13 protein-coding genes and 1 riboswitch are annotated in these 13,157 nt (G+C 62.1%); of the genes, 9 read left to right on the forward strand and 4 right to left on the reverse strand.

What is annotated here, in order from left to right; all coding sequences use genetic code 11:
• Positions 1–76: 76 nt before the first annotated feature.
• Both L598_RS06445 and L598_RS06450 read left to right on the forward strand, forming a co-directional pair.
• Complete coding sequence (locus tag L598_RS06445; RefSeq protein WP_144861146.1) at positions 77–349, forward strand: DUF4164 domain-containing protein; 273 nt, start codon at positions 77–79, stop codon at positions 347–349.
• A gap of 9 nt (positions 350–358) precedes the next feature.
• The gene (locus L598_RS06450) at positions 359–733 is read left to right on the forward strand and encodes a cell division protein ZapA (RefSeq protein ID WP_144861147.1); all 375 of its coding nucleotides are present in this window, start codon (positions 359–361) and stop codon (positions 731–733) included.
• 98 nt (positions 734–831) lie between these two features.
• Here the strand turns inward: L598_RS06450 and L598_RS06455 are convergent, their stop codons facing one another.
• Both L598_RS06455 and L598_RS06460 read right to left on the reverse strand, forming a co-directional pair.
• Positions 832–2,649: an ABC-F family ATP-binding cassette domain-containing protein gene (locus L598_RS06455; RefSeq protein WP_144861148.1), complete on the reverse strand. Its 1,818-nt coding sequence runs from the start codon at positions 2,647–2,649 to the stop codon at positions 832–834.
• Positions 2,650–2,655: 6 nt separating this feature from the next.
• Complete coding sequence (locus L598_RS06460) at positions 2,656–3,294, reverse strand: thiamine diphosphokinase (RefSeq protein WP_144861149.1); 639 nt, start codon at positions 3,292–3,294, stop codon at positions 2,656–2,658.
• A gap of 83 nt (positions 3,295–3,377) precedes the next feature.
• Positions 3,378–3,493: riboswitch (TPP riboswitch) on the forward strand.
• A 38-nt stretch (positions 3,494–3,531) separates the two neighbouring features.
• Here L598_RS06460 and thiB point away from each other — a divergent pair.
• The 5 genes from thiB (at position 3,532) to L598_RS06485 (ending at position 9,612) form a co-directional block, all read left to right on the forward strand.
• Complete coding sequence (gene thiB / locus L598_RS06465) at positions 3,532–4,533, forward strand: thiamine ABC transporter substrate binding subunit (protein ID WP_144861150.1); 1,002 nt, start codon at positions 3,532–3,534, stop codon at positions 4,531–4,533.
• Between the two features lie 45 nt (positions 4,534–4,578).
• Positions 4,579–6,189, forward strand: coding sequence for a thiamine/thiamine pyrophosphate ABC transporter permease (thiP, locus tag L598_RS21720; protein WP_144861151.1), 1,611 nt, complete (start codon positions 4,579–4,581; stop codon positions 6,187–6,189).
• Positions 6,186–6,962 (forward strand): thiamine ABC transporter ATP-binding protein, encoded by a 777-nt coding sequence (gene thiQ, locus L598_RS06475; RefSeq protein ID WP_281407373.1) that lies wholly within the window; start codon positions 6,186–6,188, stop codon positions 6,960–6,962. The genes thiP and thiQ overlap by 4 nt, the downstream gene beginning before the upstream one ends.
• Positions 6,963–7,198: 236 nt before the next feature.
• On the forward strand, positions 7,199–8,596 hold the full coding sequence (locus L598_RS06480; protein WP_246658664.1) for a M48 family metalloprotease: 1,398 nt from the start codon (positions 7,199–7,201) through the stop codon (positions 8,594–8,596).
• Positions 8,597–8,856: 260 nt separating this feature from the next.
• On the forward strand, positions 8,857–9,612 hold the full coding sequence (locus L598_RS06485) for a sulfite exporter TauE/SafE family protein (RefSeq protein ID WP_144861153.1): 756 nt from the start codon (positions 8,857–8,859) through the stop codon (positions 9,610–9,612).
• Here the strand turns inward: L598_RS06485 and trmD are convergent.
• Positions 9,594–10,298, reverse strand: coding sequence for a tRNA (guanosine(37)-N1)-methyltransferase TrmD (gene trmD, locus L598_RS06490; RefSeq protein ID WP_144861154.1), 705 nt, complete (start codon positions 10,296–10,298; stop codon positions 9,594–9,596). The genes L598_RS06485 and trmD overlap by 19 nt on opposite strands.
• The gene (gene rimM, locus L598_RS06495; protein ID WP_144861155.1) at positions 10,295–10,912 is read right to left on the reverse strand and encodes a ribosome maturation factor RimM; all 618 of its coding nucleotides are present in this window, start codon (positions 10,910–10,912) and stop codon (positions 10,295–10,297) included. The genes trmD and rimM overlap by 4 nt, the downstream gene beginning before the upstream one ends.
• Positions 10,913–11,047: 135 nt before the next feature.
• Here rimM and L598_RS06500 point away from each other — a divergent pair, with 135 nt between their 5' ends.
• Together L598_RS06500 and L598_RS06505 are read left to right on the forward strand one after the other, a co-directional pair.
• A complete protein-coding gene (locus L598_RS06500; protein WP_144861156.1) occupies positions 11,048–11,986 on the forward strand; it encodes a tyrosine recombinase XerC in 939 nt (312 codons plus the stop codon).
• 82 nt (positions 11,987–12,068) lie between these two features.
• Entirely contained in the window at positions 12,069–13,136 is a 1,068-nt protein-coding gene (locus tag L598_RS06505; protein ID WP_144861157.1) for a TraB/GumN family protein, read from the forward strand.
• Positions 13,137–13,157 lie beyond the last annotated feature (21 nt).

Consider the following 13,157-nt stretch of genomic DNA (forward strand, 5'->3'; position numbering starts at 1 on the left):
ACGCTGCCTAATCTTTTCCATATAAGGCGTTAGTAATGCGCGTGATTCGGCACTGGGCGGGCTTGGAACGACAACCATGACCGGCGAAACCACACTCAGAGAAGCCATAAGCCGCCTGGGGAAGGCCATAGACACGCTCGAACACACAGTCGAACTGCGGCTTGAGAAGGAACAGGATTTCGGCGAGGCTGAAGCCGAAGTGCAGCGGATGAACGCCGACCGCGCCCGGCTTGCCCAGGAGCTGGACAAGTCCGAAGCCCGGGCCGAACGGCTGGCGGATGCCAATAAGGAAGTTTCCCGCAGATTGGTGGCGGCGATGGAGACGATCCGCGCCGTCCTCGACCGATAGGCGGACGCCATGGCGCAGGTTACGGTCACGATCGACAACAAGCAGTACAGGATGGCCTGCGACGAGGGGCAGGAGGAGCACCTCATCGATCTCGCACAGCGGTTCGACCGCTATGTCACCCATCTGAAGGAAACCTTCGGCGAGATCGGCGATCAGCGCATCACAGTGATGTCCGGCATCATGGTGATGGATGAGCTTTCGGAACTGCAGAAGCGCGTGCGCGGCATGGAAAGCGAGATCCTCACCCTGCGCAAGACGCGTGACGAGGCGCTCATCAAAGCAGACAAGAATGATGCCGCGCTGACCGGCGTGCTGCTGCAACTGGCGGAAAAGATCGAAACCCTGAACGCCAAGCTGAGTGCCGGCCTGAGCGAGGCTGATTAGGGGCCTACGCTCTAACCGGAAGTGCGTACGCTCCTCGGCATTTGGATGCGGATTCGGATTATTCCGAAAGGGCAGTTCCTGCTTTTCGGAACGATATCCTAACTACCTTCAATCTCCTCGCGCAGCAGCTCCAGTTCCAGCCACTCCTCTTCCATGCGGCCATGTTCAGCGCGCTTGTCGTCAAGCATCGCTGCCGTCTTTGCGAAGCCGGCCGGATCGCGGGTGTAGAAATCCGGATCGGCCAGCTTCGCTTCCAGTTCCGAAATTTCCTGCGCGACGGAGGCGATGTTTTTCGGCAGGTTTTCCAGTGCGAATTTCTGCTTGTAGGAAAGTTTCCGGGAAGCTTCTTTCCTGTCCCGATCCGCCGACCTGTCCCTGTCGGCCCGTGCAGGTGATCTCGCGTTCCTTTTGCGGTCCCCCAACCGCGAGCCGCCTCGCTGGGCAAGCATGTCGGAATAGCCTCCGGCATATTCCGTCCAACGGCCGTCGCCTTCCGGAACGATCGTGCTGGTCACGGTGCGGTCGAGGAAGTCGCGATCATGGCTGACGAGAATGACAGTGCCGGGAAATCCGGCTACCAGTTCCTGCAAGAGATCGAGCGTTTCCATGTCGAGGTCGTTGGTCGGCTCGTCAAGGACCAGCAGATTGGTTGGTCTTGCCAGGATGCGCGCCAACACCAGCCGCGCCCTTTCGCCGCCGGAAAGATTGCGCACCGGCGTGCGCGCCTGTTCCGGCTTGAAGAGAAAATCCTTCATGTAGGAGACGACGTGGCGCTCCTCGCCATTGACGATGACGCTGTCGCCGCGGCCGTCGGTGAGGAAATGCGCCAGCGTTTCGTTCGGATCGAGCGCGGCGCGTTTCTGGTCGAGCACTGCGATATCGAGATTTGTGCCAAGGCGCACGCTGCCAGCGTCGGGCTTCAATTCACCCGTCAGAAGCTTCAGAAGCGTCGTTTTTCCCGCACCATTCGCCCCGACGAGGCCGATCCGGTCGCCGCGTAATATGCGCGTGGAAAAATCCTTCACCACCGTCAGATCGCCATAGCTTTTCTGCAGGCCGTTGGCCTCGAGGACGAGCTTGCCGGATTCGGTCGCGTCTCCGGCGGCCATGATCGCAACACCCTCGGCACGCCGGTGCGTGCGGTGGCGTTCGCGCATGGCCTGCAACTCGCCCAGACGGCGCATGTTGCGCTTGCGTCGCGCGGTCACACCGTAGCGCAGCCAGTCTTCCTCACGGGCGATCTGGCGGCCGAGCTTGTGCTGCTCGCGTTCTTCTTCCTCCAGCACCTTGTCGCGCCAGTCCTCGAAATGGGCAAAGCCGCGATCGAGCCTGCGTGTCTGCCCGCGATCGAGCCAGACTGTCATCTGGCTGACCTTTTCAAGGAAGCGGCGGTCGTGGGAGATCAGCACGAGTGCGGAAGATGTTCGTGAAAGCTCCTCCTCCAGCCATTCGATCGTCGTCAGATCAAGATGGTTGGTCGGCTCGTCCAGGAGCAGGATGTCGGGTTCTGGCGCCAGAACGCGGGCGAGCGCAGCCCGCCGTGCCTCGCCGCCGGATAGCGAAGATGGTTCCTCCTCGCCGGTCAGCCCGAGGCGGTCGAGCACCAGCGCCACGCGATTGATGTCGTCCGCCGGACCGAGCCCCTGCTCGACATAGGAGCGCACGGTCGCATGACCCTCCATGTCCGGTGCCTGGGCAAGATAGCGGACAGTAGCGGTCGGCTGGCGGAAGACCTCGCCTTCCTGCGGCTCCACGGTGCCGGCTGCGATCTTGAGCAGGGTTGACTTGCCGGAACCGTTGCGTCCGACCAGCGCAATTCGGTCGCCGGCAGACACGGACAGTTCCGCGCCTTCGAGGAGCGGTGTGCCGCCGAAGGTCAGATGAATATTGTCGAGCTTGAGGAGAGGCGGAGCCAATGTCTGCTACACTTCCAGGATGCGATGGACGACGAGAATCGCGCGGCCCTTTGCCAGGCTGATACGAAGCCGGCCGCGCACCTCGTTGGAGATGGTGAGGGACGAACCGAATGCAACCTCGACATTATCGAGCGGCCATTTCGCGCCCTCGACCGTCAGGCCCGAAAGGTCGGAGAAGCCGAGGATGCTGAAAAGCGTTCCGTCCGCGTAGTCAAATTCATGTTCCCCGACGAGCAGGGGCCGGCCTTCCTGCGCGCCGCTGGTGAGCAGCACCGGTATCCCTTCTTCCTCCAGTCGCAGGGCCTGCGCCAGATGCAGATAGGCATGATCCGCCCTTGCGCCGCCGAATGCGCCGGCGAGCACCAGCGCAGTCGCCCCTTCTCGCAAGGCCGCGGTGATGGCCAGTTCGCCATCGGTGAAATCCTTCTCCAGTGGAAAGACCTCGCGCTTCACGTCGGAATGCGCGGCCAATGTCTCCTCGGAGACGGAATCGAAATCGCCGAGCCACAATTCCGGCGTCACGCCGAGCAACCTGGCATGGCGGATTCCGGAATCGGCCGCGATCACCCGCGTGCCGGTGATCTGGACGCCCAGTTCAGGGGTGCGGACAAGATCGCCGCCAAGCAGGATTGTGAATCGGCTCATGGCGCGCCCTTACCACGGTAAAGGCGCAGAGCGGAAGCGGGGTGAGCATGCTTGCGCGCTCCGCTGGCGGCCCCTATGTTTTTTAGGCTCTAACGGGGTGCCGGACGCAAATGCTTTCGGCTGAGAGGCGAAGGATATTCGCTAACCCGCAGAACCTGATCCGGCTCATACCGGCGGAGGGATTAGACGCTCGTTATCTGGCGCCTCAATTCCCTGAAAATGAAGAAAGGAGGCGTCATGCCGTTCAGATCGATCATCGGTGCAATCTTGGCGCTTGCGGCGATTGTCGTCCCCGCAAAAGCGCAGGAAAAGCTCACCGTTTACACCTATGAGAGCTTCACCGCGGAATGGGGTCCCGGCCCGGTCGTGGAAAAGGCGTTCGAGGCTGAATGCGATTGCGACCTTGAATTCGTATCAGTGGCCGATGGTGTGGCGCTGCTCAACAGGGTGACGCTGGAGGGAAAGAACACCAAGGCAGATATTGTTCTCGGTCTCGACACCAATCTCACCCATGAGGCGGAGAAGACGGGTCTGTTCGCTCCTCATGGCATCGACACGGCGCGGGTGAACGTACCGGGTGGTTTCGAGGACGATGTCTTCGTTCCTTATGACTACGGCTATTTTGCCTTCGTCTACGATACCGAAGCGCTGGATAATCCGCCGAAGAGCCTGAAAGCGCTGGTGGAGGACGATTCCGACCTCAAAATCGCCATTCAGGACCCGCGTACCTCCACTCCGGGGCTGGGGCTGGTGCTGTGGATGAAAGCGGTCTTCGGCGACGAAACGGCCGACGCCTGGGCGAAGCTCAAGAACAAGGTCCTGACCGTCACACCGGGCTGGAGCGAGTCCTACGGTCTCTTCACCAGTGGCGAAGTGCCGATGGTGCTGTCCTATACGACCTCGCCCGCCTATCATCGCATTGCCGAAGACAAGGACCGCTACAAGGCCGCTGCCTTCGAGGAGGGGCATTACCTGCAAGTCGAGGTGGCGGCGCGCACTGCGAAAGCTGCTGATAACGAACTCGCGACGAAGTTTCTCTCCTTCATGACAGGGCCGAGCTTCCAGGACGCCATTCCGGAAACCAACTGGATGTTCCCCGCCGGCGAGATGTCGAAACCCCTGAATCCGGTTTTCGACGAACTAGTGGAGCCGGCGGAGACCTTGAGCTTCCCATCCAAGGAGGTGGCTGAAAACCGCAAGGCCTGGGTGAACGAATGGCTCTCCGTGATGAGCAGGTAGAGTCATAGTGCCTTTTTACCCCCCTCTGGTCTGCAGGCCTCTGACATGTCCCAGATGATCTCCGGTCGCATCGCCGGCGGGATCTTCGCCCTTGCGGCAACCGCACTTCTCGTCCTGGGCGCCCTCGGAGGGCTGCTCATGGAAGCGGCGGGGAACTGGAACGGCGCGACCGCGGCATTCGATGCTTATCTCTTGCGGGTCGCGCAATTCACCCTCTGGCAGGCATTGCTTTCAACCTTGCTTTCCGTCGTGCCGGCGATCTTCGTCGCCCGCGCCCTGGCGCGCCACCCGTCCTTTCCCGGACGGGCCTTCATCCTTCGGCTGTTTGCCCTGCCGCTCGCCCTGCCGGCAGTCGTCGTCGCCCTCGGGGTCCTGGCCCTCTACGGACGGGCGGGTTATTTTGCCGGCCTCCTGACGCTAACTTTCGGCGAGCGGTGGCAAGGCATTTACGGCCTGTCCGGCATCCTGGTTGCTCATGTATTCTTCAATCTGCCTCTCGCGACGCGTCTCTTCCTCGGCGCACTCGAAAGCGTCCCTTCCGGACAGTGGCGGCTTGCCGCCCAGCTTGGCATGAATGCGCGGGCCTCTTTCCGCTTCATCGAATGGCCGGTCCTGCGCTCCGCCATACCGGGCGTGGCCGGGCTGGTTTTCATGCTCTGCGCAACTTCCTTCGCGATCGTGCTCATGCTCGGCGGCGGTCCGCGCGCCACGACGCTGGAAGTGGCGATCTATCAGGCATTGCGCTTCGACTTCGACCCGGCTCGCGCGGTTTCACTGACATTGGTTCAGGTGCTCCTGACGGCGGCAATCGTTGTGTTCCTCGGGCGGCTCGGGGCATCCATGACCGGCGATGCCAGCCTTCCCCTGGCGCCGAACAGACGCATCTGGCGAAACGGCGGCGAGACGCTCGCCAATATCGTGCTTGTCCTGCTCGCGTTGGCGTTCGTCGCCGGACCGATGCTTGCCATCGTTGCGGGCGGCCTGCAGGCGGATCTTGTGCGTCTTGCCGGCGAAAGAAGCGTGCGCGCCGCTGCCCTTACGAGCCTGATCCTTTCGGCGAGCGCAGCACTCCTGTGCGTTATCCTCTCCTTTGCTCTCGTGGCGGGAAGGCGCGCGCTGGAGCTTCGGCGTGGAAACATGCCTGCCGGACCCGCCGAAAGATTCATGGACAGCGGCGTGGCGATGGTGCTGGTCGTACCCCCCGTCGTGATCGGTGCCGGATGGTTTATCTTGTTGCAAAATGCGGGGGACGTCTTCACCTTCGCGCCACTCATGGTGGTGACGGTCAATGCCGTCATGGCCATGCCTTTCGCGGTGCGGGCGATCCGGCCCGCCTATGACGCCGCCAGCGCGCGGCACGAAAAGCTCTGTCTTTCCCTCGGCGTCACCGGCTGGAACAGGCTCCGCCTCGTCGACTGGCCGAGCCTTCGTCGGCCGGGGGCTACCGCACTTGCCTTCGCCATGGCGCTTTCCTTCGGCGACCTCGGCGTCATAGCCCTTTTCGGCAGCGAGAATGTGCAGACCTTGCCCTATCTCCTGCTTTCACGCATGAGCAGCTATCGCACGGCCGACGCCGCGGGGCTTGCGCTTATGCTCGCAATATTGTGCCTCGTCCTCATGATGGCGGCGGAACGGCTTGGAAGGGCAAGGGCGTGAGGAAAGATCACAAGGGCACAAGCGGCGCTGCCATCAGGCTGGACAATGTCCGCTTCACTTATCCGGGCGGGCCGCCGATGATCTTCGACCTTTCGGTAGGGCCCGGCACCATTGTTGCGATCATGGGTCCCAGCGGGTCGGGAAAGTCTACCATGCTCAACCTGATCGCCGGCTTCGAGCCTCCCTCCTCCGGCAGGATCCTGATCGCGGATGCGGATGTAACGGCGCTTCCGCCAGCCAAGCGGCCGGTCTCCATGGTGTTCCAGGAGAACAACCTCTTCGCCCATCTCACCACGGCGGCGAATGTCGGCCTCGGTCGCTCACCTTCCCTGAAGCTCTCAGAGGAGGATCGCCAGGACATCACCCAAGCAATCGCCCGTACCGGTCTTGCCGGCAAGGAGATGCGGCTTCCCCACGAGCTTTCAGGCGGCGAGCGCCAGCGGGTGGCGCTCGCCCGCGTCCTTGTTCGTGAACGTCCTGTGCTCCTTCTGGACGAAGCTTTCGCCTCGCTCGGCCCGGCCCTCAGGGACGAGATGCTCGATCTCCTGGCCGAACTGCACGCGGAGCGCGGGATGACCGTTCTCATGGCGACCCATGATCCGGCCGATGCCGATCGCGTGGCAGAAATCATCGCCTTCATCGATGAGGGACGGGTGGCAGCGGTCGGGCTGGCGAAAGATTTTCTGTCCGGCTATGGGCCTGATGCTTTCGCGCGCTATGTAGGGGAACGGCATGCAAATCGGGACCCCGCTCTTGCCCGGAAGCGGACATAATTCGAGGCAATATGCCTTGTGATTCCGGGGATTCTTGTTTGTCCGATGGAGTGTGGCTAGGGTCTAGCCAATATCGCAGCAGCCGGATTCGCCCTCCGGCCCGGTCGTCTGAAAGGATTCCGACCCTGCCCATCAAAGCGTCGAAATTGATGGCGTTGCCTATCGCCGCACGCTCTCCGCGGCGAATCCACCCTGTCGCTGGCCTGCTGGCGACGGCAATTCTGTCTGCCTGCCAGATGGTGAATCCGGACGGTGACGCATTCGTGCCGTCTCAGAATCCGGTTACGGTCGATGCGGTCACGCGTGGCGACCGACTGGCCAGCATCGCGCGCGAGCAGCACCCGCGCATTCTTGCCACCTACGGCGGCGAATATTCCGATCCCAAGCTCGAGCGCATGGTGGCAAAGGTTGTGGGTTCACTGGTTTTCGACCCTGAACGACCTAACCAAGCTTATCGCATTACCATCCTCAACTCTCCCAATGTGAATGCCTTCGCTCTACCGGGAGGTTATCTCTACGTCACGCGCGGCCTGCTTGCACTGGCCAATGATTCGTCCGAGGTAGCGGCGGTCCTCGCCCATGAAATGGCGCATGTGACAGCAAATCACGGATTGGAGCGGCAGCAGAAAGAGGCCGAGGAGATGCTCGCCTCGCAGGTCGTCTCCGAGGTGCTGGGCGGCAGCCAGATCGCCAAGGCGGCCCTAGTTCGCGGCAAGCTGCGCCTTGCCCAGTTCTCCCGCAACCAGGAGCTGGAGGCGGATGCGATCGGTATACGCACGGTCGGCAATTCGGGGCTTGATCCCTATGCGGCGGCGCGCTTCCTTCAGTCCATGGCCGCTTACCAGGATTTCCGCAATGTCAGCGGCGCTAACGACACCAGCCTCGACTTCCTTGCCAGCCATCCCAACGCTCCCCAGCGCATCGAGCTCGCCACGCGTCATGCCCGCCAGTTCGGCCCGCCCGGAATCGGCAAGCGGGACCGTGAGTCGTTTCTCAACGGCATAGACGGGCTGGTGTTCGGGGACACGCCCGAGGAGGGCTATGTTCGGGGGCGGAGCTTCCTCCACCCTCGCCTTGGCATTGCTTTCTCCGTGCCTGAAGGCTTCGTGATCGACAACTCGGCTGCCGCGGTCACTGCCGCGGGTCCGGGCGATATGGCGATTCGGTTTGACGGCGTGTCCGTGTCAGAGCGCTTGGCGCTGACCGACTATCTCACCAGCGGCTGGGTCTCGGGCCTCGATCCGCGGACGGTCCGCGGCACCACCATCAACGGTAATGAGGCCGCGACGGCGCATGCACGCGCCGATGGCTGGCAGTTCGACGTGACGGTGATCCGCGCGGGCCCGCAGGTCTACCGCCTCCTGACGGCCGCGCCTCTCAACAGTACCGCGCTCGAACCGACCGCCCGTGCCGTCAGCGGCAGCTTCCGTGTCATGACCGAGGCAGAGAAGGAAGCGCTGAAGCCACTGAGAGTTCGCGTTCTGACCGTCGGCCCCGGACAGAATGTGGCGACCTTTGCCGCGCAAATGGTGGGGGTGGATCGCAAGCTCGAGCTTTTCCGGCTTCTGAATGCGTTGGGGCCAGGAGCCACGCTGTCGGCAGGCGACCGGGTGAAGATCATAACCGACCGCTGACGGCTGGAACGGCCTTCGACCCTGGCGTTACTTCAAAACTTCCCTATCGCTGCGATGCGAAAGGTCGGCTGCCAAGGAAGTCTGCTCGGCTTCGCCACTGTCGCCGCAGTCGAACTACAGCTATCCTTTGTCCACGAGCGCTGCATGACGCGGATTTTCCGCCTGCGTCCCAAAGGCGCATCCCTCGTCAACTACCGGTCTTGCATCCTGTCTTTCCCGCCTCTACGGCTTCACCTGATTTTCGACAGGCAGATACGGCTTTGAATATTATCGAAATCCTCCTCCTGCTCCTCGCGGGCTTCCTCTCCGGTGTCGTCAACGCCGTGGCCGGCGGCGGCACCTTCATCACTTTCGGGGCGATGAGCCTTGCTGGCGTGCCGCCTATCGCGGCGAACGCCACCTCGTCCATCTCGCAATTCCCTGGCTACGTCACCTCGACGCTTGCCTATTGGAGCGACATAAGGCGCATCTGGCGCAGCGCCTTGCTGCTCGCCGCTGTCTCGATCATAGGAGCGCTTCTGGGGGCCCTGATCCTTCTCGCGCTCGACAATCCGTCTTTCCGCGCCATGGTACCTTGGCTGCTTCTGGCCGCGACGGCCTTGTTTGCCGCTGGTCCCTGGCTGAAGCCCAAGCCCCGGCCTGATGCGAAGATATTCGGAGGGGGCTCCATCATGGGTTCCCTTGTCCAATTGGTGACTGCCATCTATGGCGGCTTCTTCGGGGCCGGGATGGGTGTGATGATGCTCGCCACCCTTGGTCTGACGCAAAGCGGTGACTATCACCACCTCAATGCGCTCAAGAACCTTTTATCCATCGTTATTGCCGCGGTTGCGATCATCGTTTTCGTCTCCGGCGGCGTCATATCATGGCTGCATGCGCTTCTTCTGATACCGGGGGTGGCGCTGGGCGGCTATGCCGGGGTGTGGACGGCCAAGCGCGTGCCGCAGATCGCGGTGCGCCTGTTCGTGATCGGGACAGGTCTTTTCCTGGCGGCCTATTACTTCGTCTGGCCCTGATCCGGCTCGGGCAGCAGATCGGGCCTGCGCTCGCGCGTCAGCCGCTCCGCTTCCTGCCTGCGCCAGGCTTCGATATGGGCATGGTTGCCGGAAGTCAGCACTTCCGGAATGCGGCGCCCTTCGAATTCCTGCGGACGCGTATAGTGCGGATGCTCCAGAAGGCCGTGCTCGAAGCTCTCGGTGATGCCTGAATTTTCGTTGCCCATGACGCCGGGCAGGAGGCGGATCACCGCATCAAGAAGGACGAGCGCTGCCGGCTCGCCGCCCGAGAGTATGTAGTCGCCGATCGAGATCTCCTCCAGCCTTCGCGCTTCGATGAGCCGCTGGTCGACGCCTTCGAAACGTCCGCACAGGATGAGGACGCCGGGGCCGGCAGCCAGTTCCCGGACACGTTTCTGGGTCAGGGTCTTCCCGCGCGGGCTCATCAGGAGCCTCGGCCGCGGATCATCCTTTTCCAAAGAATGGTCGATCGCCCTCGCCAGCACGTCGGCGCGCATGACCATGCCGGCGCCGCCGCCGGCCGGCGTGTCGTCTACCGAACGGTGCCTGTCCACCGCGAAATTGCGGATCTGGACCGTCTTCAATTTCCAGATGCCTTCGTCAAGGGCCCGTCCGGCCAGTGAAAGGCCAAGTGGCCCCGGAAACATTTCAGGATAGAGCGTCAGAACCGTAGCGTGGAAGCTCACCGGTTTCCTCCTGCCGCACTCGGTCCGCGGGGCCGGCTTGTGGGATCGAAATGATGGCTTTCCTCGTCCGACCCATGAGCGGCTTCCGGCTCCTCTTCCAGCCCGGCGGCAAGGCTGTCGACACGGATCATTCCTTCCGCGAGATCAACTTCGGGAACGGCCGTCCTGGTGAAGGGGACCATTGTGGACCGACCGGAAGGCAGCGTGATCTCTATTATGCTGCCGGCTCCGAAATCATGGACGGCAGCGACTTTTCCCACCTTCTCTCCGGTCTCATCGATGACCAGCAGGCCGATGAGGTCCGCATGGTAGTATTCATCGTCCTCGAGATCGGTCGGCAGCGACGAGCGGTCCACATAGAGCGCCAGGCCGGTCAGCGCCTCGGCCGCGGTGCGGTCCTTCACTTCCCCGAAGCGGACGACAACGATATTCTTGGCGGGCCGGACCGAGGTTACGGTGAAAATGCGTCCATCTTCCGTCTGCAACGGGCCGTAGGCGCCGAGCGCCATCGGATCGCCGGTGAAGGTCTTCACGCGCACTTCTCCCGAAATGCCGTGCGGCGCGCCTATCACGGCCATCTGAACAGGATTTTCCAGTCTTGGATGCCTGGACATGGATCAGGTCCTCATTGCGCCTCCTGCCGCTCTATCGGCAGTTTGCGGCTTTTTCAATTCAACCCGCCGCTCTTCACCCGATGATAACCGGTGCCAGACATAGATTTGACCAGGCATCCCTCCGAAAGGGCCGACGTGCAGGAATTTCTCATATCGGCAAAGACCGATCTACAGAATGCGAGGCAGGAATGGCTGAATGCGCTGGCCAGGGAGCGCCGCCTTTCCGCCCTGACCGTCGAGGCTTATGAGCGCGACACGCGGCAATTCCTGCAATTCATCACGGGGCATTGTGGTGGGCCTCCCGGACTTTCCGACATTGCCGATCTCAGGCCGGCAGATCTGCGGGCTTTTCTAGCCTTTCGCCGATCCGCAGGGGCGGGTGCCCGATCCCTCGGGCGAGGCCTGGCCGGGATCCGTTCCTTCCTGCGTTTCCTGGAACGGCGCGGCTTGGCGAATGCGGCCGGAGCGGCAGCGCTACGGGCACCGAAGCAGCCGAAATCCCTGCCTAAGCCGCTGACTTCGGCCGATGCACGGCGGGCAGTCTCGAGTGAGGGACAACTTGCCGAGGAGCCCTGGATCGCGGCCAGAAACGCGGCTGTCCTCACGCTGCTTTATGGCTCCGGGCTGCGCATCTCGGAAGCGTTGGGACTTTCCGGGGCAGAACTGGCTTCGGACGGCGAAACGACCTTGCGCGTGACGGGCAAGGGCGGCAAGATCCGCGTGGTGCCGGTGCTTCCTGTCGCCTTGAAGGCGGTAGCCGAATATCGCCGGCTCTGCCCTTTTCATCTCCCGGCCGGTGGGCCGCTTTTCCGCGGTGCGCGCGGCGGTGCACTGCAGCCGGCCATCATTCAGCGCGAGATGAAGAAGATGCGCGCCGCCCTCAATCTGCCCGACACGGCGACCCCGCACGCGTTGCGTCATTCCTTTGCCACTCACCTTCTCGGGCGTGGCGGGGATCTGCGTGCCATCCAGGAACTGTTGGGACATGCGAGCCTCTCGACGACGCAGATCTATACGGCCGTGGATACCGCCCGGCTGCTCGAAATCTACGATGCTGCGCATCCACGCGCATGAGCTTTAAAGGGAGTTGTCGTCAGCTCCAAACCTTTCCGCCGCTTAACGATTTGGCTTTCTTTCGTCGCTAGTCATCATTGTCATGAAATTCGGGATCGCCATTTCGGATCGCCTTGCGGCAGCGTCGCTTCGGCTCGGCGCTGCCATCCATATTCTGTTTTTAATGTCGCTGGTGACCGCGATCGTGCTGGTGACAGGCGATACCCGGGCCGACACGCCCCGATGCAAGGGAAAGGACATCACCGCCGAACTCGCCAAAAACGATCCGGCGAAGCTTGCCCAGGTCCGTGCCGAAGCGAAGAAAGCACCAAACGGCAAGGGACTGCTTTGGAAGATCGAGAAGAATGGCAGCCCGCCCTCCTATCTCTTCGGTACGATGCATATGACCGATCCGCGCGTGCTGGAATTGCCGGCTGAGGCGCAGGCCGCCCTGGATGTTTCCCGCAGGGTGGCCATAGAGACCACAGATGTGCTCGATCAGAAGACGATGACTGCCGCCATGCTCCATCGGCCTGATCTCATGATGTTCACGGATGGCTCCACGCTGGGAGAGTATCTGACGCCGGACGATGCGAAAGTGGTTGAGGAGGCTCTCAAGGAGCGCGGCATCCCCCCGGCAAGCGTGCAGAAGATGAAGCCGTGGATGCTGATTTCGCTGGTGTCGCTGCCGGCCTGTGAACTGGCCCGCAAGAGCACGGGAGCGCCCGTTCTCGACGTCACGCTTGCCGCCGAGGCCCAGAGCAAAGGCAAGGTACTGCTGGGGCTTGAGAGCGTAACCGAGCAACTTTCGGCGATGGCTTCGCTGCCGATGGAGCTTCATATTCGCGGGCTCGTCGATACTTTGAAACTGGGCGATCGGATTGATGATGTCATCGAGACGATGATCGTCCTCTACAAATCAGGCGATACCGGCATGTTCTGGCCGCTGTTTCATGCCGCCATTCCATCACAGGACGGCGACGAATCGGCCTATGCCAAATTCGATGAGGCTATCGTCAAGGCTAGAAACCGCCTGATGGCTGAACGGGCCGTTCCGATCATCGAGAAGGGCAGAGCCTTCATAGCTGTGGGTGCCCTCCATCTGCCGGGCGATGAAGGTCTCGTAGAGCTTCTGCGAGACGCCGGGTATCGGGTGACGGCGGTCGAGTGAGCATGATCCGCAGGGATGTCT

It is taken from the genome of Mesorhizobium sp. J18 (genome assembly GCF_007829525.1).
Classification (GTDB): domain Bacteria; phylum Pseudomonadota; class Alphaproteobacteria; order Rhizobiales; family Rhizobiaceae; genus VLJP01.

Coding starts and splice junctions, on each gene's coding strand:
- thiP (WP_144861151.1), top strand. CDS start 4,579: ATGTCCCAGATGATCTCCGGTCGCATCGCCGGCGGGATCTTCGCCCTT.
- L598_RS06480 (WP_246658664.1), top strand. CDS start 7,199: ATGGTGAATCCGGACGGTGACGCATTCGTGCCGTCTCAGAATCCGGTT.
- L598_RS06505 (WP_144861157.1), top strand. CDS start 12,069: ATGAAATTCGGGATCGCCATTTCGGATCGCCTTGCGGCAGCGTCGCTT.
- rimM (WP_144861155.1), bottom strand. CDS start 10,912: ATGTCCAGGCATCCAAGACTGGAAAATCCTGTTCAGATGGCCGTGATA.
- L598_RS06445 (WP_144861146.1), top strand. CDS start 77: ATGACCGGCGAAACCACACTCAGAGAAGCCATAAGCCGCCTGGGGAAG.
- L598_RS06450 (WP_144861147.1), top strand. CDS start 359: ATGGCGCAGGTTACGGTCACGATCGACAACAAGCAGTACAGGATGGCC.
- L598_RS06460 (WP_144861149.1), bottom strand. CDS start 3,294: ATGAGCCGATTCACAATCCTGCTTGGCGGCGATCTTGTCCGCACCCCT.
- thiB (WP_144861150.1), top strand. CDS start 3,532: ATGCCGTTCAGATCGATCATCGGTGCAATCTTGGCGCTTGCGGCGATT.